The sequence below is a fragment of the Alcanivorax sp. 24 genome, from assembly GCF_004360225.1.
Taxonomy (GTDB): domain Bacteria; phylum Pseudomonadota; class Gammaproteobacteria; order Pseudomonadales; family Alcanivoracaceae; genus Alloalcanivorax; species Alloalcanivorax xiamenensis.
Map to the genome: position 1 here is coordinate 84,860 of NZ_SNUA01000005.1, position 21,039 is coordinate 105,898.

General features: G+C 62.3%; 21 protein-coding genes and 1 tRNA gene. 9 read left to right on the forward strand and 13 right to left on the reverse strand.

Annotated elements, in window-relative coordinates; all coding sequences use genetic code 11:
- Positions 1–28: 28 nt before the first annotated feature.
- Together E0L37_RS08645 and E0L37_RS08650 are read left to right on the forward strand one after the other, a co-directional pair.
- Positions 29–580, forward strand: coding sequence for an acyl-CoA thioesterase (locus E0L37_RS08645; RefSeq protein WP_133491352.1), 552 nt, complete (start codon positions 29–31; stop codon positions 578–580).
- 73 nt (positions 581–653) lie between these two features.
- A complete protein-coding gene (locus E0L37_RS08650) occupies positions 654–1,175 on the forward strand; it encodes a DUF1289 domain-containing protein (protein ID WP_133491353.1) in 522 nt (173 codons plus the stop codon).
- A gap of 13 nt (positions 1,176–1,188) precedes the next feature.
- Here the strand turns inward: E0L37_RS08650 and E0L37_RS08655 are convergent, their stop codons facing one another.
- From E0L37_RS08655 to zigA, 5 genes are all read right to left on the reverse strand, one after another.
- The gene (locus E0L37_RS08655) at positions 1,189–1,818 is read right to left on the reverse strand and encodes a LysE family translocator (RefSeq protein ID WP_240687443.1); all 630 of its coding nucleotides are present in this window, start codon (positions 1,816–1,818) and stop codon (positions 1,189–1,191) included.
- Positions 1,819–2,094: 276 nt separating this feature from the next.
- Entirely contained in the window at positions 2,095–2,883 is a 789-nt protein-coding gene (locus E0L37_RS21755; RefSeq protein WP_133491354.1) for an AraC family transcriptional regulator, read from the reverse strand.
- Between the two features lie 36 nt (positions 2,884–2,919).
- Positions 2,920–3,966 carry a cyclase family protein gene (locus E0L37_RS08665; RefSeq protein WP_133491355.1) on the reverse strand — a complete coding sequence of 349 codons (1,047 nt, stop codon included), beginning with the start codon at positions 3,964–3,966 and terminating at the stop codon, positions 2,920–2,922.
- Positions 3,967–4,088: 122 nt separating this feature from the next.
- Positions 4,089–4,544, reverse strand: coding sequence for a transcriptional repressor (locus E0L37_RS08670; protein ID WP_133491356.1), 456 nt, complete (start codon positions 4,542–4,544; stop codon positions 4,089–4,091).
- Positions 4,545–4,600: 56 nt separating this feature from the next.
- The gene (gene zigA / locus E0L37_RS08675; protein WP_097058593.1) at positions 4,601–5,815 is read right to left on the reverse strand and encodes a zinc metallochaperone GTPase ZigA; all 1,215 of its coding nucleotides are present in this window, start codon (positions 5,813–5,815) and stop codon (positions 4,601–4,603) included.
- Positions 5,816–6,009: 194 nt separating this feature from the next.
- Here zigA and E0L37_RS08680 point away from each other — a divergent pair, with 194 nt between their 5' ends.
- On the forward strand, positions 6,010–6,963 hold the full coding sequence (locus tag E0L37_RS08680; RefSeq protein WP_097058594.1) for a patatin-like phospholipase family protein: 954 nt from the start codon (positions 6,010–6,012) through the stop codon (positions 6,961–6,963).
- 31 nt (positions 6,964–6,994) lie between these two features.
- On the opposite strand, the gene E0L37_RS08685 is transcribed toward E0L37_RS08680, so the two are convergent.
- Complete coding sequence (locus E0L37_RS08685) at positions 6,995–8,719, reverse strand: acyl-CoA dehydrogenase family protein (protein WP_133491357.1); 1,725 nt, start codon at positions 8,717–8,719, stop codon at positions 6,995–6,997.
- Positions 8,720–8,836: 117 nt separating this feature from the next.
- Between E0L37_RS08685 and E0L37_RS08690 the strand changes: the two genes are divergently transcribed.
- Entirely contained in the window at positions 8,837–9,748 is a 912-nt protein-coding gene (locus E0L37_RS08690; protein WP_133491358.1) for a LysR family transcriptional regulator, read from the forward strand.
- A 95-nt stretch (positions 9,749–9,843) separates the two neighbouring features.
- Here E0L37_RS08690 and E0L37_RS08695 read toward each other — a convergent pair whose 3' ends face one another.
- The 3 genes from E0L37_RS08695 to E0L37_RS08705 form a co-directional block, all read right to left on the reverse strand.
- Positions 9,844–11,031 (reverse strand): multidrug effflux MFS transporter, encoded by a 1,188-nt coding sequence (locus E0L37_RS08695; RefSeq protein WP_133491359.1) that lies wholly within the window; start codon positions 11,029–11,031, stop codon positions 9,844–9,846.
- A 108-nt stretch (positions 11,032–11,139) separates the two neighbouring features.
- On the reverse strand, positions 11,140–11,472 hold the full coding sequence (locus tag E0L37_RS08700) for a multidrug efflux SMR transporter (RefSeq protein ID WP_133491360.1): 333 nt from the start codon (positions 11,470–11,472) through the stop codon (positions 11,140–11,142).
- 98 nt (positions 11,473–11,570) lie between these two features.
- Positions 11,571–12,365, reverse strand: a complete 795-nt coding sequence (locus E0L37_RS08705; protein ID WP_133491361.1) for an NAD(P)H-dependent oxidoreductase — start codon at positions 12,363–12,365, stop codon at positions 11,571–11,573.
- Between the two features lie 92 nt (positions 12,366–12,457).
- Between E0L37_RS08705 and E0L37_RS08710 the strand changes: the two genes are divergently transcribed.
- The 3 genes from E0L37_RS08710 to E0L37_RS08720 all read left to right on the forward strand — a co-directional run bounded on the left by E0L37_RS08710 (position 12,458) and on the right by E0L37_RS08720 (position 15,955).
- Positions 12,458–13,378, forward strand: coding sequence for a LysR family transcriptional regulator (locus E0L37_RS08710; protein WP_133491362.1), 921 nt, complete (start codon positions 12,458–12,460; stop codon positions 13,376–13,378).
- A gap of 110 nt (positions 13,379–13,488) precedes the next feature.
- A complete protein-coding gene (locus tag E0L37_RS08715) occupies positions 13,489–14,286 on the forward strand; it encodes an alpha/beta fold hydrolase (RefSeq protein ID WP_133491363.1) in 798 nt (265 codons plus the stop codon).
- A gap of 151 nt (positions 14,287–14,437) precedes the next feature.
- Positions 14,438–15,955 (forward strand): metallophosphoesterase family protein, encoded by a 1,518-nt coding sequence (locus tag E0L37_RS08720; protein WP_133491364.1) that lies wholly within the window; start codon positions 14,438–14,440, stop codon positions 15,953–15,955.
- A 21-nt stretch (positions 15,956–15,976) separates the two neighbouring features.
- On the opposite strand, the gene E0L37_RS08725 is transcribed toward E0L37_RS08720, so the two are convergent.
- The gene (locus E0L37_RS08725; RefSeq protein ID WP_240687444.1) at positions 15,977–16,765 is read right to left on the reverse strand and encodes a MipA/OmpV family protein; all 789 of its coding nucleotides are present in this window, start codon (positions 16,763–16,765) and stop codon (positions 15,977–15,979) included.
- 98 nt (positions 16,766–16,863) lie between these two features.
- Here E0L37_RS08725 and E0L37_RS08730 point away from each other — a divergent pair, with 98 nt between their 5' ends.
- Positions 16,864–17,451 carry a TetR/AcrR family transcriptional regulator gene (locus E0L37_RS08730; RefSeq protein WP_133491365.1) on the forward strand — a complete coding sequence of 196 codons (588 nt, stop codon included), beginning with the start codon at positions 16,864–16,866 and terminating at the stop codon, positions 17,449–17,451.
- Between the two features lie 75 nt (positions 17,452–17,526).
- On the opposite strand, the gene E0L37_RS08735 is transcribed toward E0L37_RS08730, so the two are convergent.
- The 3 genes from E0L37_RS08735 to E0L37_RS08745 all read right to left on the reverse strand — a co-directional run bounded on the left by E0L37_RS08735 (position 17,527) and on the right by E0L37_RS08745 (position 19,482).
- A tRNA-Leu gene (locus E0L37_RS08735) sits at positions 17,527–17,611 on the reverse strand.
- Positions 17,612–17,788: 177 nt separating this feature from the next.
- Positions 17,789–18,667 carry a hypothetical protein gene (locus E0L37_RS08740; protein ID WP_133491366.1) on the reverse strand — a complete coding sequence of 293 codons (879 nt, stop codon included), beginning with the start codon at positions 18,665–18,667 and terminating at the stop codon, positions 17,789–17,791.
- Positions 18,668–18,894: 227 nt separating this feature from the next.
- Positions 18,895–19,482, reverse strand: a complete 588-nt coding sequence (locus E0L37_RS08745; RefSeq protein WP_133491367.1) for a superoxide dismutase — start codon at positions 19,480–19,482, stop codon at positions 18,895–18,897.
- Between the two features lie 292 nt (positions 19,483–19,774).
- Between E0L37_RS08745 and E0L37_RS08750 the strand changes: the two genes are divergently transcribed.
- Positions 19,775–20,956, forward strand: coding sequence for an acetyl-CoA C-acyltransferase (locus E0L37_RS08750; RefSeq protein WP_133491368.1), 1,182 nt, complete (start codon positions 19,775–19,777; stop codon positions 20,954–20,956).
- Positions 20,957–21,039: the final 83 nt, after the last annotated feature.

Below are 21,039 nucleotides of genomic sequence, written 5' to 3' on the forward strand. Positions count from 1 at the left end.
GGGGTCATGACTTTTTCGGAATGCACCCATGCTTGAGTTGATCAGCGCCGCCCGGCGCCGCCGCCGGCCACCGACCCATGAACTGTTCGACGTGGTCAGCCAGGACTTCCGTGTCGGCCTGCTGGACATCGACATCAACCTGCATCTGAACAACGGCAAGTACGTCAAGATCATGGATCGCTGCCGCCTGGAACATGGCGTGGTCACCGGCCTGCTCGACCGTATGATCAAGGCGCGCACCCACACCATCGTCGCCAACACCGAGATCGCCTATATTCGCGAGCTGCGGCCCTATCAGCGTTTCCAGGTACACACCCGCATTCTCGGTTGGGACGACAAGTACACCTACTACGATCAGCGTTTTGAGTCACAGCGCAAATTGCATACCCATGCGCTGCTGCGCCTGGCGCACCTGTACGGCGGCAAGCCCATCAGCCCCCAGGCGTTCCAGGAAATGACCGGACTGAACCAACGCTCCCCCGCGCTGCCGGACTATGTCCAGGACTGGAAAAACCTGCTGCAAAGCAAGCGCCGCCTGACCGAACAGGACGACAGCCCGCTGGCGCTCGGCTCCCGTTAAAGACACTCCCTGAATTCGTAAAAGGCGCCCTTTGCCCCTGCCCCGGCCGCGGCGGATTGAGTACACTGGGGCCATGAGCACTTCCCGCATCCGCACCCCCTGTATTGGCGTCTGTTCCACCGTCTTCGGCGACACCGTATGCCGTGGCTGCCGCCGCTTCAGCCATGAGGTGGTGGACTGGAACGCCTACAGCGAGGACGAAAAACGTATCGTCTGGCGCCGTCTGGACCAGTTGCTCACGCTGGTGGTTCGCAACTACTTCCAGGTACTGGATGGCGAGCGGCTGGCGGCGCAATTGGACTATCAGAATCTGCGCTACCAGCGGCAGATGTCGGCGGAAGGCTGGGTCCCGGAGTTGCTCAAGGCGGCTGGCCGGCAGCCTCTCAGATACGAGGATTACGGGCTGAAGCCGTTACCCGCCGCCGAAGGCCTGACCCCGCGGGAACTTTACGATGCCATCAGCCGGGAATGTCACGCCCTCAACCAGGCCCATTATGACCGCTCGTTTGCCCGTCCGGTGCAAAGCACCCAAAGTACCGGCGATCTGATCCTGCGCGCCGCTCAGGAGAAAGGACTGGTGGGCAGCGGCGACTGAGTCCCCGCGCCCGTCACGACACGCCACCCCAACCTTCCCACGCCACCGCGGCGGCCAGCAGAATCAAGGCCGCGCCGGCCCCCCGTTCCACCCAGGCCAACCGACACCCGAACACCTTCATCCAGCGTGGTTGAGCCGCCAGCCACGCCACCAGCAAGTCCCAACCGAGCACCACCGCCACCATCCACAGCCCATACCCCATTTGTATCGCCAGAGCGCTGCCACTGGCTGCCAGCAGCGAAAACAGACTGGCATAGAACAGGGCGTTCTTGGGATTGAGGATGGCCGAGGCAAAGCCCATTGCAAAGCCGCGCAGTCCGTGGCCGATATCGGCCACGGACTGCGCCTCCACCGACAGACTCAAGGGCGCGGCGGAGCGAATAAGACGGACGCCGAGGTAAAACAGGTAGCCGGCCCCGGCCCACAGCACCGCCACGAACAAGGGACTCCCCGGCCTTAGCACCGCAAAACCGGCCAGCGCCAACGTGATGAACACACCGTTGGCCAGGGCCACTCCCAGGCACACACCGGCGGCACCGCGCCAACCCTCCACCAGGGCACTCCGCAGAATCAAGAGGAAATCCGGACCGGGACTGAGCAGCGCCAGGAAATGGGCGCCGGCCACCATCAGAAACTGTTCCAATACACCGCCTCCCAACAACAGGGAAGCACATGCTAGCGGCGCGGAAAGCGGACGGGATTGTAGAAAATTGCGCCAGTCGATCGCGGTCCTTTCCTGTATGAAGAGGACTACTGGTGCCCAATAATTCTTGGCCAGCCCGCTTTCGCTGCCAAGGCAGCTTCCCACAGCCGGGTTACGAAGCCGCTGTGGGAAGCTGCCTTGGCAGCGAATACGGTGGGAATTCCATCTGCAAAGCCCACGAACAGGCTTTGGGTTTGACGTGCCGGCCCCCGGCGGTCAGTCGTCCACGGCCACCCGTCGATATTGCCCCGGCGTCGCCGCCACCCGCTCCTTGAACGCCCGCTGAAAATGGCTCTGGTCGGTGAACCCCAGCGTCTGCGCCACCTCCGCCGGCGCCAGCCCGGCCCGTAGCAGCGCCCGGGCGCGATCTATACGCTGATCCAGCCCGTAGGCATGGGGCGTCAGCCCCAGATGGCGACGAAAACGGCGGATCAGTTGATAGCGGCTGAGGCCATTGGCGGCGGCCAGATCTTCCAGCGGAATGGTCTGGTCGGCGCCACGCAATGCCCGGCGCGCGGCCTCCAGCTCTCCGGGTTCACCGGTTTGTTTCCCTTCCAGAGGTTCGCCGCGCCACCATTGAGCGCGCAGGAAACCGGTCAGGTGACGCTCCTTGACCGCCGGCGAAGCAGCGGAGAACAGACATCGATTCAGCTTGCGGAAAGCGGCATAGGCCACCGGGTCCCGGCCCACTTCCACCCGTCGCGGCGGCATCTCCCCCAGAACCCGCCCGAGCCATTGCGGATCCAGATAAAGCATTTGGTAACTCCAGTCTCCGCCGGGCACCGGGTTGCAGGCGTGAACCTGTTCGTCAGGAATACTGATCAGGGTGCCGGGCAGCAGCGTACGGCCGATTCCGAGGCTGGTGAAACGGCTGCGCCCGCCGTCCACCACCCCGATGGACCAGGTGCGATGGCTATGGGCGCGATAGCAGGCGCGGCCGCGACAGGCCCGGCGGCTCTCCACGAACGGCAGCGCCGGGTCACGCCAGAATTGAGCAAGAGGCATAGGGGCTCCGTTGTCGGCTCGGAGCCCCAGTTTACGCTATTTAATTGCCACCGGGTTCACCGGCGCGCCGGTGCCGCCTTCCATCTTCAAGGGGGCTGCCACCAGCAGGAAGTCGTATTTGCCGTCCTTGGCGCTGTCCGCCGCCAGATCATCAAGCCACCATATCTCCGAAAGCACCACGCCCAGGTCGCGCATGAAGGCACCATGCAGGGGAATAATCATGGTTTCGCCATCGATCTGTTGGGACACTTTCTCGATGGCCAGGTTATCCGAGGCGATCATCGGAATTTCCATCTCATCCACCCAGCTCACCAGTTCCTTGCTGTAGCACAGACCCGGCTCGGTGTAGGCCTCCCACTTGGCATCGGGCTCTTCCTCCCAGAACCGGGCGATGGAACCGGTACGAATGACCAGGATGTCCCGCTTGTTGATTTTCACCTTCTGCGCCTCGGCGGTCTCCTTGAGATCCTTCAGGTCAACGCAGGTGTTCGGCGGCAACCGGAACGGCGCGCTTTGGTTCTGGTGGCGACCTACATCCAGGAGCACGGCGCGACCGACGATGCCTTTCTTGCCCAATTGCGCCACGTCCGCGTGAGCGTGACCGTGCACCGTGGTCTGATCGCTCTTGCCGCCGTAGACCTGCTCGCCATACCAGGCATGGGCCAGGCTATCCACATGGGTGGTGCCCTGTAGATAGAGGAAAGCCGCGTCATCGGAATACTTGATACCGCCAGGCAGAGGATCGGCCTTGCCGGCGGCATAGACACTGGCGTCACTGGCCATGAAATGCTGGGTGGGAATACGCCCGGGGAATACCGGCCCGCTCCCCGAGGTCATTGGAATCTGCAGGGTGAAGACACGCCCCTTGCTGACCGCTTTGAGTCCGGTGAGCACCGACTCGTCGGCAAGGTAGTTCAGCGCGCCGACCTGATCATCTTCTCCCCATTTACTCCAGTTGTTGGGGGCATCCTTTTGCAATCGCTCCATGGCGGTTTCCGCCAACAGCGGCGACACCGAGGCCAGCAGACAGCCGGCCAGGAAACACCGACATCCCGACCGAAGACCCGACATTGTTGTTTTCATACGTCTCTCCCGATTTGCTGTGTTATTTCGATTTATCTAAACACAACCACCGGTATTACCGCATCCGCGCGCGCTTATGGGCGCCGCGCGGAGACTTCAACGGTGGAGAATCGGGAAGGGAGTCAGTCCTGGCATTGGCGGCAGCGGCCGTGGATTTCCACCGGTTGCATGCCGACAACGAAATCCTGCTGGGCCAGGCTGTTGTTCAGGGCCTGCTTGAAGCGGCCTTCCATCGGTGCCTCACGCACCGCGCCGCAGCGGTCACAGACCAGAAACAGGGTGCCGTCATGGCCGTGCTCACAGGCCAGGTGACCGCAGGCGAGGTAGCGGTTGGTGGACGCCAGACGATGGGCCAGTCCGGCGGTCACCAGAAAGTCCAGTGCCCGGTAAATGGTGGGGGGCTTGGCGCCGGGGTGATGCTGGCTTTGCAGGGCATCCAGCAGATCATAGGCACTGCGCGGCCCGTCCTGCTCCAGCAGCAGTGCCATCACCTGACGCCGCTGCGGCGTCAGCCGCAGGCCTTGTTCGGCGCAGCGCTGCTCGGCGATGCGCAGTTGCTTTTCCACGGTTTCCGTCATGCGGGCTCCAGAGAGCGGAATGCGAACCGCCCATTCTACATCAACCCCCGCCGCTTTTACCCCACCGGCGGCTCACCCCAGTCGGGGAACGGGTCCTCCAGGGTGCGCCAATGGTCTTGCCCGGCCCGCAGTTCATCATCATCGAGCAGGCAGGCGTCCAGCGCGCGGCGGGCCTGCTCGGGGCTCAGATCCTGGCCGATGAACACCAGCTCCTGACGCATATCGCCGAACGGCTCCTCCCAGTTGGCAAGGATATTATCACGGTACTCCGGATCCTTCGGCCAGTGGCTTTGCGGCACCGCCTTCCAGAACAAACCGGCGGGACCGTGATGGGCGATGCCGCCGGCCTGGCTCCAACTGCCGGCCCACCGCGGGCGCGAGGCGAGCCAGAAGAAGCCCTTGGAGCGCAGCAGCTTGCCCTGCTCCCAGTCCTGATGAAGAAACTCGAAAAAGCGCTTGGGATGAAACGGCCGGCGCGCCTTGTAGGTGAAGCTGGCGATACCGTACTCCTCGGTTTCCGGCGTGTGCTCGCCGCGCATTTCCTTGAGCCAGCCCGGCGCCTGGCTGGCCCGTTCGAAATCAAAGCGGCCGGTATCCAGGACCCGATCCAGGTCGACCTGCCCCCGGCGGATCGGCACGATTTCCGCCTCCGGATTCAAGGCCCGCAGGGAAGCGACCACTTGCTTGAGCTCGTCCTCGTCGATCAGGTCGGTCTTGCTGACCAGCAGCACGTCGCAGAATTCGATCTGGTCCGCCAGCAAGTCCGCCACATTACGCTGATCCTCCTCGCCCAGGCTTTCTCCCACCTGTTGCAACGAGCGGGCTTCGCGGTAATCGCGCAGGAAATTGGCGCCGTCCACCACGGTCACCAGGGTATCCAGCCGCGCCACCGTGGAAAGGCTGGCGCCGCTTTCGTCCTCGAAGGTGAAGGTCTCCGCCACCGGCAACGGCTCGGAAATGCCGGTGGACTCGATCACCAGGTAATCAAAGCGCCCTTCCCCGGCCAGCCGCTGCACTTCCACCAGCAGATCCTCGCGCAGGGTGCAGCAAATACAGCCGTTGCTCATCTCCACCAGCTTTTCCTCGGCACGATTAAGACTGACCTGCTGGTTAACCAGGGCGGCATCGATATTGATCTCGCTCATATCGTTGACGATCACCGCCACCCGGCGGTTCTGCCTGTTATTGAGGATATGGTTGAGTACCGTGGTCTTGCCGGCACCGAGAAAACCGGACAACACGGTGACGGGTAAGCGTTGGGCTGGCGTCATGGCGGGCTCCTGACTGCTTGGCGACGATGCCAAGGTGACGAAAGTGCGAAGGCGTTTTTATCATGTTATAACGTAACAATAAAGGAATTCGCGCCCACTCCAGAACATGACGGCGCCAGCAATTGACCCCCATTCACCTGGCCCCGCCGGAACGGCGGGGGCATCATCCCCACCTTTGCCGCGGAGTCGTCATCATGCCACCAGCCCGTTCTTCCTCGCCCCGCCGTGCCCTGGTTCTTGGTTGCGGTGGCGTCGCCGGTGGCGCCTGGTCGGTAGCGGTTCTGCATCACCTGGAGCAGCAATCGGGCTGGGATGTCCGTGACGCGGCGGTGCTGATGGGCACGTCGGTCGGCGCTGTCCTGGCCGCGCAACTCGGTGGCGGTCGCTCGGTGGAACAGCTGCTGGCCTGCCAGCAACAACGGTCGTCAGGGTGTCAATGGGATCATGATCGCGATGCCGGCGGCGCCCTGCCCCCGCTGCCAGCTCCGGGACTGAACAATCCGGCACTGGCGATGCTGGCCCTGCGCGGCCGGGTGCCGGCTCTGACCGGCTTGTGCGGTCTGCTGCCCCGAGGCCGGTTGGACATGGCACCGTTCCGGCGGCTGAGCGAAGAGGTGCAAACCCCCGATGGCTGGGTTCCCCACCCGGCTACCTGGATCATCGCCGCCGACAGCACCAGCGGCCGGCGCGTGGCGTTCGGTCGGGACGATGCCCCCAGGGCCACGCTCAGCGACGCGGTCTGCGCCTCTTATGGCGTGCCCGGCTGGTGTCCGCCGGTGAAGATCGGTAGCCGCCACTACCTGGACGGCGGCATCGTCTCTCCCACCTCCGCCGACCTACTGCTGGATCGCAATGTGGACGAGGTCATCCTGTTGGCACCGATGGCATCACGACATCCGGGCCGTCCGGGCAATGCCCTGGAAAGGCTGGAGCGGCGGCTGCGCCGCTATATGACCACCCGTGTCGACCAGGAAGAAGCCGCGCTGAAGCAGCGGGGCAAAAAAGTGGTGCGGTTGGAGCCCGGCCCGGAGGATCTCGCCGCGTTCGGCTACAACATGATGGATCCGCGGCGGCGGCGCCAGATTTTGGAAACCGCCCTGCGAACCGGGGCGCCGTTGGTCAGACAGGGCCTCGCCGTCCTGCGATAGGCCCGGCAGCGCGGCTCACGAGCCGCGATACCTACGCCTCCCAGACCGCGTCCACCTGATCCCGGGACAGCGGCGTTTCCGCCAGCAAGGCCGCTAACCAGTCACCGTCGCCGGCCTCCGGCTTGAGCGGATCCCGTGGCAACAGTTTATGGCTCAACACCAGTTTGGCCAGCGCCAGACGGCGCAAGTCATCGCCGATGCGCGCCGCTTCCCAGGCCAGGAAGACCGCCGAGGTGAAGTTGTACAACGCGCTGGCGATGCGGCGCGCATCCGCTTCCAGGGTATTGTCGCCAGCCACCCGCTCAGCGGCGGCGGTCACCTGTTCGAGCACCGACTCGAAACGCTGGCGCTCGCTGTCGGACAAGGCGCTTTCCGACAACAGTTGTTGGAGATGCTCGCTCAACACCGGCAATGTCTGTTCCCGCCGGATCGCGCGGAACACGTCCAGCGCGACGATGTTGCTGGTGCCTTCCCAGATCGAGCCCAGGTGGGCGTCGCGCAATACCCGGGCATCGGACCACTCTTCGATGTAGCCGCAACCACCACGCACTTCCATGCCGTCGGCGGCCACCTTGCGGGCATCCCGGGTGGTGCGGAACTTGATCAACGGCGTGAGGATGCGCAGCAGTTTGGCCGCCACCGCATCCCCCTGGTCCGCTCGGCGCAAACATTCCGCCGTGTGGAACACCATGCTGCGGCCCTGTTCGGCGGTGACCATCATTTTCACCAGTTGCCGCTTCAGCAACGGCAGATCGATCAGCTTGCGGCCGAACGCCACCCGGTTACGGGCAATGAACAGGGCTTCATTGATGGAGCGGCGCATCATGCCGGCGGAACGCACGCCATTGGACAACCGCGACATATTGATCATGTCGGTCATCTGCTTGAAGCCGTTGCCCGGCTCCCCCACCACATAAGCTTCCGCGCCTTCCAACACGATTTCACCGCTGGCCATGGACCGGGTGCCCAGCTTGTCCTTGAGACGGATAAGGCGATAGCGGTTGAGGCTGCCGTCGGGCAGACGGCGCGGCAGCAGGAATAACGTCAGCCCCTTGGTGCCGCCATCGCCGCCAGAGGGACGAGCCAGCACCATGGCCAGATCGGCGTCGGCGTTGGAGCAGAACCACTTGTCACCGTACAGACGCCAGACACCGTCCTCGAAACGGGCCTCCGTGGTGATCGCGCCAACGTCGGAACCGGCATCCTGCTCGGTCATGAACATGGCGCCCTGGAACAGGGTGTCTTCGTCCTGGGAGGTGAGGTCATCGATGAAGCGGTTGATCAGTTCCTGGTCACCGAACTTGCGCAGGGTGCGAGTCAGCGCATCGGTCATGCTCAACGGACAGCACAGGCCGAATTCCGCCTGCACGAACAGATAAGTAAGCCCGTATTTGACTAACGGCGGCATGATTTCCGGCCAGCCCAGCACATTGCCACGATGGGACATGGCGGCCAGACCAAAGCGGGAAAAAGCGTAGTATTCCAGACGCTGATAGGAGGGATGCTTCACCACCACCTGGGCATCGCTGCCGTCCCGATTACGGAATCGCAGCGTCGGTGGATTACGGTCCGCCTCCCGCGCCAACCCTTCCAGCTCATCCCCGGTCAGGGCACCCAGTTCCTGAAACACCGGCTCCAGGTGATCACGCAGTTCCGCGGGCAGATACACCGACAACAAACGGGCGAAATCCGGGTCCTGTTGGTAAGCGTTGTTCCCCTGGCTGTCCGGAATATTGCGATAAATCGCCTTGGCCATGGCAAACCTCTCTTATTCATAGTATTTATCGCATGATATAAAGGGGTTTTTCCGACCTCCAATCCGATTTTTCTATTCATCGATAGCATTTTCAGTATCTTTAATGGGAGCCGGACCATGGCCCTGACCTTCCGCCAATTGCGCTACTTCCTGGTGCTCGCCGAGGACCTGCACTTCGGCCGTGCCGCCAAACGCCTGCACATCTCCCAGCCACCACTGAGCGCCAGTCTGCGTCAGTTGGAGGAAGAGTTGGGGGTAAAGCTGCTGGAACGCAGCAGTAAACACGTGGCCCTGACACCCGCCGGGGAGGTGTTTCAGCGCGAGGCCCGGCGACTGCTGGAGAATCTGGAAGCCTCCCAGAACCTGGTGCAACGGATCGCTTCCAGCGCCTCCGGCGTGGTGCGGGTGGGGTTCACGCCGGCGATGATTTTTCGTCACCTGCCAGCGATGCTGAGGCAGTTGGAAGACGCTCACCCCGGTATCGAGGTTCAGTTGATCGAGCGTAACTCGGCGGAACAGTTGGCGGCACTGCAGGCCAGACAACTGGATCTGGCTTTCATTCATGCCATGCCGCTGCCGGACGGCATCGCCTCGCTGCCCATTGCCGATGACCCTTTCCTGGCCTGTCTGCCTCCGCATCACCCGCTGGCCTCACGGCGCTCGTTGACGCTGCGGGATCTGGCCGGCGAGCCACTGATCATGTTCAGCCGCAATCTGGCGCCGCATTATTACGACCGCATCATTTCCCAATTCCACCTAGCCGGACTGGAGCCGCAAATCCGCCACCAGGTGACGCACTGGCTGACCATCATGGCGCTGGTGGCGCATGGCATGGGTGTCTCGCTGGTGCCCAAGGCGCTGACCGGAGCACGCTTCCGCCAGGAGGTGTTCCTGCCTATCGAGGATGCCCCGGCTCATCATCAGTCGCTGTGCATCTGGCTGCGGGATCAGCCCGATCCGAGCCGGGATCTGGTCGTTGAAGTGATCACGCAATGCGTGGAAGCGACAGCGCCGCCAATAGGGCGCTGATCCCGGCCATTCGCGAGCAAGCTCGCTCCCACAGCGACTTCCTAGCCCTCTGTGGGAGCGAGCTTGCTCGCGAATGGCCAATGATGCGTTGCGACTCAGGCCGGATAGCGGAATGGCCTCACCACCGCCATGACGATCACCATGCACACCAGTGAGCAGGCGAACATGGCGGCGATCACCGACGGCAGGGTTTCCGGCAACAGCGTGGACAAGGCGCTCAACGCCCCGGCAATGCCGAACTGAGCCGCTCCCAGCAGTGACGCGGCGGTGCCGCCGTGACGGTCGAAGTACTCCATGAAGCACGCCTGGTTGTTCGGCACCACCCCACCCTGAGCGCCCACGGTGAGCATCATCGCCGGCAGAAACAGCCACACCGGGGCTTCGGTGGCGGTCATGATCGCCAGCCACACGCAGCCGACGAACTGCAGCACCAGGAAACCGCAAAGAATGTGCCGGGAAGAAAATCGGTTCAACAATACCCGGTTGGTGAGGTTGGCGATCAGCATCATCACGATGTTGGCGCCAAACATCAGCGCGAATACGCTCTCCGTGTGACCGAAATGTTCCTGATAGATAAAGGACGCGTGGGTGATGAACAGCATCATTACCGAAAACGCGAACGCCTGCAGATACAGGAACGGCAGCGCCGGGGTGATGGCCAACACTGCCTTGTAACGCTGCCAGAGCGACTCGCTTGGCGCCGCGCCGCCGCCATTGCGCGGGCCCTGCCGCAGCACGAAAAAATAAGTCAGCGGCGCCAGACAGACCGCGTACACGGCCAGAAACTGAAAAATGGTATGCCAGCTTCCCACCGCCAGAATGGCGCTGCCGATGCTTGGCGCCACCCCCGGCGCCACCACCATGATCAAACCGATCATACTGAACAGTTTGGCGGCATCCGCGCCATGCACCCGATCCCGTACCAACGCCGGCACCAGCACCGCGACGCAGCCGCCGCCGAAGGCCTGCAGCGCCCGCCAGCCCAACAACGCGGAGACCGATTCCGAGCTGCTGACGCCGAGACAAGCGACCATGAAAATGAGCAGCCCCAGATACATCACCCGCGCCCGGCCGATGGCATCGGACAGGGGCCCGCCCACCAGTTGCCCCACCGCCAGGCCGAACACGTAAATCGACAGGCTGCGGGCAATCTCGCTGATCTCCACCCCCAAAGCTTCGGCCATGCGCGGAAACGCCGGCAGATAAGCGTCCACCGACAATGGCCCCAGGGCCATGGCCAGTGCCAATATGACAGGCAAGGTAACCGGGTAAGGACGGGACATAGGAGACCTGATAGTGGGGTGAGAACGGGGGACGGCAAATAGTTGATATAGTCAAATAATAGAGACGCGCAGTGCCGATTTCAACCTCGACCCGTCTGATCGCCCGGCTCAATGAACAGAGGAACTGGAGAACAGGTTCATGACCACCACGCCGCTAATGATCAGGCCCATCCCCAGCAACGCCGGTGCATCCAGCTTTTGCCCGTAAAGCAACCAGGACAGTATCGCCACCAGCACCACGCCGAGTCCGGACCAGATCGCGTAGGCCACCCCCACCGGAATCGCCCGCAATGTCAACGACAGAAAGTAAAACGCCAACCCGTACCCCAGCACCACCACCAGCGACGGCCACAATCGGGTAAACCCTTCACTGGCTTTCAACGCCGATGTCGCCGCCACTTCAGAGACAATGGCAACCAACAGGAACAGTCCGTTTTTCACGCGTGCCTCCCATGTAGGGCTGAACTCCGGGAAGGGCATGATACCCGCCGCGAGCGGCACCAGGCACGTCCGGTTACGCTGATTACACTTCGCCGGTGTTACCGTTTTCCGTCATCGTACAGGTGCAGGGCGAACCCGCTGCCGCCGGCGTCCTCCAGACCGGGCCGCAGTTCGCACTCGGGAATGGTGTAATCGCCGGCATTCTGCCGCCGGTATGGCATCGGCGTGGCGGTGTCCAGAGTGCGCAGCCGTTCCCGCAACCGCCGCGCCGCGCTCTCAAAGTCCCGTTCACCGAACCGGTCCGCCTGATACACCACGAACGGCGGCAGCACCTGATAACCGGGATAGAACAGGATGCCGTGATGGATCGGGAACAACAGATCCTCTATCGGACCGTTAATACCGCGAGCGGAGTAATGCTCCCGCCAACCACCGGCGGTCACCATCAGCATGGCCTTTTTGCCGGTCAGGCTCCCCTCGCCATAGCGGTCACCCCAGCGATCATTACTGTGTTCGCCGACGCCGTAGGCAAAACCATAGGCGAACACGCGATCCACCCAGCCCTTGAGAATCGCCGGCATGGAAAACCACCACAGCGGAAACTGCAAAATCAGGGTATCCGCCCACCGCAGTTTCTCGATTTCCGCCGCCACGTCGGCGGTCAGGCCATCACCGACAAACGCATCCCTGGAGGCGCCAGGCACCTTCAACCGCGCCTCCGGCGGCAACGCCGGGAAATCGGCGCCATCCACGTGGGACTTCCAACCCCGGGCATACAGATCCGAGACTCGTACCTCATGCCCCAGCGCTTCCATCTCCGCCACCGCCACATCACGCAAGGCACCGTTGAGGGAACGGGGCTCAGGATGAGCGAACACCAGTAATACTTTCATGGATCCTCTCCATTGATTGCTCGGAGAAAGGACCATAGCCAGCGAGGCACTAATCCGGTATACCAACTCAATACATAACATTTAGCCGAAAAATGGATAAATCAAACATCAGCCTGGAGCGCCTGCGCAGTTTCGTTCGCGTGGCCGAACGTGGCAGTCTGTCCGCGGTGGCACGGGAACTTGGCATCGGCCAGTCCACCGTGACCCGTCACCTGAGGGAGTTGGAGGACGCACTGGGGGTACCGCTGCTCAGCCGCACCACCCGCCGTGTCACCGTCACCGAGGAAGGCCGCCGTTATTACAGCCGATGCGTGCAGATTCTGCGCCTGGTGGATCAGGCGGCGGCGGAGGCACGCAGTGCCCGTGGCGCCGAAGCCGGCACCATCCGCTTGTCCTGCTCCGCCGCGTTTGGCGTGCGGCAAGCCAGCCGGCTGGTTTTCGCCTTCCAGGATCGTTACCCGGACATCGATGTGGCATTCAATCTCACCGATGAACGCATCGACCTGGTTCGCGAAGGCGTGGATCTGGCCCTGCGTCTCGGCCCACTCGATGACAGCAACCTCAAGCTGCGCCCACTGGGCCGCTCCCAACGCCTGATGGTGGCCTCACCGGAGTATCTGGCCCGACACGGCACGCCCACCACCATTGAGGCGTTATCCCGGCATCAGGGTGTACGCATGACCAACGTGGCGGGCAGCGATACCCTGACCCTGCAAGGACCGGATGGCCGCCAGCACACCGTGCCCTTTGGCGGACGTCTGCGTGTCGATCATGGCCTGGCGGCCCGTGAGGCCTTCGCCGCCGGCCGTGGCCTCGGCCCCACCCACCACTGGCTGGTGGACGACCTGCTGGCCTCGGGGCGGCTGGTGCGGATTCTGCCGGACTATGCCTTGCCGTCGGTGCCGATCAATCTGTTGATCGTGCCGGAACGCGCCGGCATCACCCGGGTGCGCTTGTTGATCGATTTTCTGGTTGAGAAGATGAAAGACATTCCCGGGATGGAGCAGGCATGAAAAACAAGCTCTTGTTATGATCGCCGCTGATGCCGGCCACCACCCCATTCCCTGACCGGCCGTTCCCGGCCATCCGGAGAGACCACCACCGATTGAATCAAGGAAGCCGCATGCACTCGCTTTTCGTGGAAGAAACCTGGATCAACGCCTCCCAGGGGCGCCTTTTCGTGAAACGCTGGACACCGAAAAACGTCTCCACTCCAACGCCGATAGTCCTGTTCCATGATTCACTGGGCTGTGTCGCACTATGGCGCGACTTCCCGCAACAGCTTGCCAGCGCCAGCGGACGGGAAGTGATCGCCTATGACCGCCTCGGCTTCGGCCAATCGGATCCCCACCCCGGCAAATTGGGCCCTGACTTCGTGCGGCAGGAAGCGCGGGATGCCTTCCCCGAACTTTGTCAGGCATTGCAATTGGAAAGCGCGGTGGTATTCGGACACAGTGTCGGTGGCGGCATGGCCACGTTCTGCGCCGATGCTTTCGCCGACCGTTGCCGGGCGTTGATCACGGAGTCCGCCCAAACCTTCGTCGAGGACCTCACCCTGGCCGGCATTCGTGACGCCGACCGTGGCTTCGCCGAAAAGGAACAAATGGACCGCCTGCGCAAATACCACGGTGACAAAGCGGAATGGGTTCTCAGCGCCTGGGTCGACACCTGGCTTTCCGAACCCTTCCAGGACTGGACCCTCAATGACGCCCTGCCGCGCGTGCGTTGCCCGGTGCTCGCCATCCATGGTGACCGTGATGAGTACGGCTCGCTGATTCACCCGGAACGCATCACCTCACTCTGCGCCGGACCGGCGACGAAGAAGATCATGCGGGACTGCGGCCACGTGCCGCACAAGGAAAAACCGGAGGAAGTGTTGGACACGATCAAGGCGTTCTTTCAGCAAAATCTGAACGGATAAACCTGACCGGTTTATGCTGAACGGCAATTTTATTCCTTCCGGATTATTGTTTTTTTATGTATCCCCAAACGGGAACGTCACATTAGCGACAACAAGGCCTCTTAGGGTTTCCCTTTCGTGCTGCAACTACTCTGACACCAAGGTGCTTGCCGTGGATTCCCGTTTTACTCGCCGCGCTATCGTCCGGGCCATTCTGTTGGGAATGGCATCGTCGACCCTCACCGCCTGCGGCGGCGGGGGTTCCGGCTCCAACCCACCGTCCACCCCATCTACCCCGCCCCCCTCCCCAAACCAACCGGACGATCCGGAGACACCGGAGGAGCCCGAATGCCCTCCCGAGGAAACCGTCGGCGCGCAGCCCCCGCGAGGGCTTCACGCCAGTTGGACCGATCATCCTCACACCACCCGCACCCTGACCTGGTTCACCGACGGCACCACGGATCCCGGCACCCGGATTCAGTACGGTCCCGTCATTGGGGATGCGGACTCATGCTCACTCACCAACGCGGCCTTTCCTTTTGAGGTCACGGGCACGGCGCATGAGACTTACGGCGTGGAGGCCCTCACGCACGTAGCCACACTGACCGGTCTGCAAGCGGGACAGGCGGTACGCTATCGGGTCGGGTCAGACAACGGCGGCTGGAGTCCAACGCGGGTATTCGCGCCCACCCGCACCGATGGCTTTCGTTTTTGCCACTTCGGCGATCACGGACTGCGGGACGCCAGCCAGCGTGTTCTAAGCAACGTGGAAAACCAGGCGCCGGATTTTTTCATCGTCGCCGGCGATCTCTCCTACGCCAACGGCGACCAGCCGGTATGGGACCGGTACTTCGACATGCTCGAGCCCCTCGCTACCCGAGTACCGGTAATGACCTGTCCTGGCAATCATGAAAACAAGGACGGCGGCGGGCAGGGCTACCGCAGCCGTGTAAGCCAGCCGGGCAAAGGCATTTATTACGGTTTCGATTACAATCGCGTGCATTTCTTTTTCAGCACTGGTGGTTCACTGCTGACCGATTTGTCCTCCACCACCGAACTTCTGGTGGAACTGGCGGCAATGGAAAAAGACCTGGCCGAAGCCTGGCGGCGCCGGCGTGACGGCGAAATAGACTTCATCGTTTTTGTCCAGCACTACACCCTGTGGACCAACTGCGAAGGCCGCGACCCCGCCAACTTTGCCCTGGTGGCGGTGGAAGAACAAATTCTGCTGCGCTACGACGTGGACCTGGTCCTGGTGGGCCACGACCATGTTTTTGAGCGCTCGTATCCGATGGCCTACGGCAAGCCATCCGACAACGGTTATGTCCAGGTCACTCAGGGAGGCGGCGGGCAAAGTCTCTATGAGCTGATCGAGGAACCCGCCAACTGGGCCGCCGTGTCCAGGGTATGCCACGGCTTCACCGTCGTGGATGTGGAAGACCGGCGAATCCGTGCACGCAGCTACGCGGTCAGCGACGAAGACGGCAACCTGTATCCCGAGGGGGAGGAAGTACTGCTCGATGAATTCTCCCTCGCCCCCCGAGTCGCGGCACCGACAGGTATCACTCCGCTATCGACCCGGGAGCAACGGCCGGCGCGCTCACTGGCCGAACTGGATGTGGATCTGAATGCCATGCTCAAGCACACCCTGCAGCGCAACCTGACCCACGACATGAATGAAATGCACTAGCCCTGCCACACCGTCCGTGATTCAGAATCCGTAGACGAACCCGAGCAGCCCGATGGCATGCGTGTCGTCCTCGACCAGAGGACTATCCGCTGCTTCACCAAGCAGACGCGTTACCCCGACGGCTCCCCAGGCGCTGACGTTCTCCGTCATCCGATAGCTGGCCTTGATGCGGAGCGAGGCATCCTTGAAACCATCCTCCGGCTGATATGGAGCCAATCCCGATGCCGCCGACTCGGTGGCATCAATACCGAAATAACTGATCATGTATTTCTCATTGGCCCAGGTCGCGCCCAGACTCGGGGTCACCACCAACCGTTCCGTGGCGTGAATGGGATAAGCCAGAACGGCATTGACCAGCAACCCTCGCTCCACTTCGGTAATGGCCCGAGTGGTGGCCAGGGTAGCCACCACGCCCCAAAGTCTGGTCGAGACAAACAACCGTGCCCCCAAAGCACTGTCTACCTCGTCGATCCCCCTGGGCACGTCATCATCCTGGTAACCTCTCATCCAGTTAGCGCTGACGCCCGCCGTGAATCCGTCGGTATCGATGGCGGTGATGCCAATGCCCTCGCCGCTTCTGGCGAAGAAGCGACCATAGCGTGCGTCAATAAGCGGAACGGGCTCGGCCTCGTACTCATCGGCGCCCTGGTATCGGGGCAGCCCCGCGACCCCCAGGCCCAGGGCCAAATGACGGGAGCGGGCTTGTTCCGAATCCGCCGCCGCCGACGCCGAGATACCCAGCATCACCATACCCAGCGAGCATCTAAAACCCGCCTCACCCAGGCGTCTCAGCCCATCACTGTTTGTCATTTTCATTCCCCGTCAATTAAGATGCGTTGTCGCATCCTATTGGTGGACCTTCTGGCACGTCAAGATACATCAATGCATCTTAATAAAGGATTCATACAATGAAGGGACGCCGGCGCGGCGCGGATCTCGAGGCCGCTCTGCTGGAAGCAGCCTGGACGGAACTGACCGAACGTGGATATAGCGGTTTAACCATGGAGGGCGTGGCCAATCGGGCCGGCACCAGCCGGCCGGTACTGGCCCGACGCTGGAACGACAAAGCGGAACTGGCCATCGCGGCGATCCGGCAGCAGATGGCGAAGCACCTCATGGCCGTGGCGGATCGAGGTGATCTGCGCACGGAATTGCTGGAATACCTGGAGCTGGCATCCACCCGTGCCAAGGGGATCGCCGCTGTCTTCACCTTGTTCTCCAGCGAGTATTTTCAAGACACCTCCTCCACGCCGCAGGACCTGCGCACTGCCCTGTTGGCAGGTGGCAAGGAAACGCTCAGGGCACTACTGGACAGAGCGGTGGAGCGTGGTGAGATCCTGGAGCAAAACCTTGCCCCTCCGGTGGATACTCTGCTGGGCGTGCTGTTTCGTCACCACGTCCTGATGACCTTCTCACCACCGCCGGAGGCATTACGAACGGCGTGGGTGGACAGGATTTTTTTGCCGTTGGTGAAAGGCCACAAGGAAGAGTCGTAACAGCGACGAATGATAAACCTGCCGAAAATCCGGCGGATATCACTCGAAACTCGAGGGGATGAATCAAGGGGATAGTGGTGCGCCAGGAGGGACTTGAACCCCCACACCTCTCGGCACCAGAACCTAAATCTGGCGTGTCTACCAATTCCACCACTGGCGCGGGCGGGCACATTGTAGCAGCCGGCCGGGCAAAAGCCAGCCGGTCGTGGGGCTTTAGGGAACCACTGAAAAACACCTCGTCATCCCAGGGTTGACCCGGGTTCTCCCTCTGGAGGGCGCATCACTTCGTAGCGGGAGATGCCGGATCAAGTCCGGCATGGCGTTTTTCAGAGAGTCCTTAGCGCTCCAATTGATCCAGGCGGTTGTTGACCTGGATGCGATAGGCGTCGAAGGCCTGGATGGCGGCCTCGATTTCCTTGAGGCGCTCGTCGCTTTGGCCGCTGGTGCGGGTTTGCAGGCGGCTGATGGCGGTTTGCTGGTTCTTGCTTTGCTGTTCCAGCTGTTTCAGCGAATCCACCAGTACATCCACCTGAGTCTGCAACTGGCCAACCTGGGTACGCAATTGAGCGTTGCTGTCGTTGACCGACTTCACCGCGCTGTCCAGTTGCTTGCGTACCGCGTCCGCCTGGCCGCCGGCCTTGCGGATGGCGTCATCGTAACCGGTCACGGTTTTCTTCAGTTCCGCCAGGCTGGCCTGGGTGGACTGGACACTCTGGGCCTGCTTTTTGATCGCGGCGTCGTTGGCGGCAATGGCGTCCTTATTGCCTTTGTTGCTCAGATCCCACAGTTTGCGGATTTCGGAGCCGTGTTCCTTCACCGTCTTGTTCAGATCGCCGACGTTGGCCTGCAGTTTGCCGTAGGACTCGGTGGCGGATTCGCCGGTCTCGGACAGCTTGGATTGCAGATTGCCGAGTTGCTCGGACGACTCACTGATACGCGTCTCCATCTGCGCTTGCAGTCGGGAGATTTCGGTGTAGAAGTAGCCCGCGACCACCGCCAGCAGTACCGCCAGCACCAGCGTGGCGGCGATCCAGCCGCCGCTGCCGCCACCGCCCTTGGGGCGCGCCGGTGGCTCGCGTCGGCCACCGCCCCCTCCCCCGCCGCCGCTACGACGAGCCGGTTCCTTGGCCGGCGGCCGGTGGTGATTGGAATGGGGCGGATCATCCAGGGAAAGATCGTCGATATCACCCAGCTTGACGTCACGCTCTTGGGTCATAGGGCATCCTGAAGTGGTACCAGTAAAGTGAACGGGAATCTGTCAGACAGGCGGAAACGGCCGCCGTTCAAGGGAGCCATATTACCGTGTCGGGGGAGTCTTGTCCGGCATCGCGTCACGGCCGGTGGGCGGAGGAGATACCGTCGCCGCCACGACGTGGCCGAAGGCCTCGTCCGGCGGCGCGGCAAGTCCACAGCGGCGCACCAGGGCACCGCCTGCGGGCAGGATCAGCCGGCGAAGTTTTTCGCGGCGAAGTCCCAGTTGATCAGGTTCCAGATGGTTTCCAGATACTTGGGACGGGCGTTGCGGTAATCGATGTAGTAAGCGTGCTCCCACACGTCCACGGTCAGCAGCGGGGTCTGGCCCTTGCCGTGGGCGATCGGGGTGTCGGCGTCGTCGGTGTTGACGATTTCCAGGCTGCCGTCGCTGTTTTTCACCAGCCAGGTCCAGCCGGAGCCGAAGTTGCCGACCGCTTTGGCGTTGAACGCTTCCTTGAACTTGTCGAAGGAGCCAAAGGCTTTGTTGATCGCATCGGCCAGATCACCGGTGGGTGCGCCACCGCCGTTGGGGCTCAGGCTGTTCCAATAGAAGGTATGGTTCCATACCTGCGCCGCCTGGTTGAACAATCCCCCTTTGGCGGACTGGATGATCTCCTCCAGGGACTTGTTCTCGTCGTCCGTGCCTTTGGTCAACTCGTTGAGCTTGGTGACGTAGGCGTTGTGGTGCTTGCCGTGATGATATTCGAGGGTTTCCTGGGAGATGTGCGGTTCCAGGGCGTTCTTCTCGTACGGAAGCGGCGGAAGTTCAAAAGCCATAGTCATTTCCCCTGACTGTTATCTGACGTGTTGCCATTGAAGCGGATGATCGCAGCCATCCGCAGGCGGAAGTTGCGCTCCCACCCGTGGCCCGGTGCATCATAGCAAGCGGCTTTTCGGCGAACCACATAGACCGGCACTATCGTGTCGATTGGCTGCGGCTGTATCATCCGCGACGGTGTCTCTGACACCTGGGGACGATCCCGCCCATCTCAAGTACAATAACCCCGCTTTTTACATCCCGGCCGGCCGCCATGGAATGGTGGACGGCTCCCATGATCGAGGAAACATCATGTCCCAAGATTCCGTTGTCATCGTTAATGGCGCTCGTACCCCCATGGGCGGCTTTCAAGGCAGTCTGGCGCCAGTGACCGCGCCGACCCTGGGCGCCGTCGCCATCCGCGAAGCAGTGGCCCGCGCCGGCCTCAAGGCCACCGATATCGAAGATGTGGTCATGGGCTGCGTACTGCCGGCCGGCCTCAAACAGGGCCCGGCGCGTCAGGCCATGCGCCAGGCCGGTCTGCCGGACAGCACCGGCGCCACCACCGTCAATAAGCTGTGCGGTTCCGGCATGCGTGCCACCATGTTCGGTCACGACATGATCAAGGCGGGCAGTCATGACATCGTCGTCGCCGGCGGCATGGAATCCATGACCAACGCTCCCTATGTGCTGGACAAGGCCCGTGCCGGCCTGCGGATGGGCCACGGTCAGGTCCATGACCACATGTTCCTGGACGGCTTGGAAGACGCCGAGACTGGCCGGTTGATGGGCTCGTTCGCGCAGGACGTGGCGGATCAGCGCGGCATTACCCGCGAGCAGATGGACGCGTTCGCCATCGAATCGTTGAAACGCGCCCAGGCCGCCATTCAGCAGGGCTGGTTCAAGGACGAAATCGTGCCAGTCACGGTCACCACCCGTAAGGGCGAAACCGTGGTGGATACCGATGAGCAGCCGGGCAACGCCAATATCGACAAAATCCCGAATCTGAAACCGGCGTTCAAGAAAGACGGCACGGTCACCGCCGCCAACGCCAGCTCCATCTCCGACGGCGCTTCGGCGCTGGTGCTGGCACGGGAATCGGTGGCCGCCGAACGTGGTCTGGCGCCGGTGGCGCGCATTCTTGGCCATGCCACCAACAGCCGTCATCCCAGCGAGTTCACCGTGGCACCGATCGGCGCCACCGAGAAACTGCTGAAAAAGGTCGGTTGGAGCGTGGATGACGTGGATCTGTTCGAGATCAACGAAGCCTTCGCCATGGTGGCGATGCTGCCAATGATCGACCTGGGCATTCCCCACGACAAACTGAACATCCATGGCGGCGCCTGTGCATTGGGCCACCCGATCGGGTCCACCGGCTCGCGCATCATCCTGACACTGATTCACGCGCTCAAACGCACCGGCGGCAAACGCGGCGTGGCCAGCCTGTGCATCGGCGGCGGCGAAGCCACCGCGGTGGCCATCGAACTGCTGTAAAAACCGCCGCGTCAGACAGCTTCCCACGGGCCGGGCCACGGAGCCACTGTGGGAAGCTTGCTTGCAAGCGAATGGGTTCTCGG